Origin of the sequence: Yersinia rohdei ATCC 43380, from assembly GCF_000173775.1 — a bacterium.
In the GTDB taxonomy this organism is placed as follows: Bacteria; Pseudomonadota; Gammaproteobacteria; order Enterobacterales; family Enterobacteriaceae; genus Yersinia; species Yersinia rohdei.
The window spans coordinates 1-938 of sequence record NZ_ACCD01000078.1; the positions used below are offsets into that span (position 1 = coordinate 1).

Consider the following 938-nt stretch of genomic DNA (forward strand, 5'->3'; position numbering starts at 1 on the left):
AAAGTTGCTGTGCATTTTGTCGCGGCTGGCATTGATGCTGGCACTGCCAGTCATCGAACCGAAATTGAAGCTGCCGCCGACACTGGCGTCTTGCTGCTTCGAATCATAACGGTCACTGTCTTGCTGGCTTTGCAGCAGCAGGTCGCGGCCGACATCGGCCTTGACGGTGTCGCCACTCACTTGAGCACCCTGTAGCACGGTGTCGCGGCCACTGGTGATGTTCAGGGTATTACCGGCGTTAACCGTGGTTTCAGTGTGGGAAACACCATTGCCGCTTTCGCTGCCTTTGCCCTGATTCAGGCTGGCTGAAATATTAATGCCCCAGCCCCCTTGGCCTGCACCTATTCCGATGCCCAATGAACCGCCGCTGCTGCTGTTACTGCCATCCAGCGTCTGGCTCTCTTGTGTCGATTGCAAAATCACATCGCGATTGGCTGTCAGACTGGCGTCTTTGCCCGCCTGTAACTGGCTGCCTTGTACCACAATATCGCCATCCTGGCCTTTCACGCCGTTACCGGTGGCGGTGATATTCAGGTTATTGCCCGCCGTCAGGGTGCTGCCCTGATGGGTGGTCTGATTGACGGTTTGTTCTGATTTTGACGACTGGCTGCCATAAGACAGACTGACGCCAATGGCATTTTGGTCACTGGCATCCAATGTGGCCAGTTGCCCGCCTTGCACCGCCTGAACACCACTCAATGCCGCTTTGACGCCTTGCAGCGCAGACAGTCGGCCATTGCTTTCTTCGCGGGCCTCTTTGGCGGTGGTGACCGCCGTATTGACGGCGCTGCCGACGGTGCCGGAGAGGGCCAGTGTCAGGCCGCTCTGTTTTTGCTCAACGGTATGGGTTTGGCTGCTTTGATTCTCCGCCGCCAAAATAGCGACGTTTTTCCCGGTCAGATTGATGTCTTTACCGGCTAATACCTCAGAGCCTTTTA

Annotated in this window: 1 protein-coding gene; it reads right to left on the reverse strand. The window is 56.4% G+C overall.

Going from position 1 to position 938, the window contains the following annotated elements:
- Nucleotides 1–938 (reverse strand): hemagglutinin repeat-containing protein (locus YROHD0001_RS00075; RefSeq protein ID WP_032818607.1); only part of this gene is annotated, 938 nt, incomplete at both ends.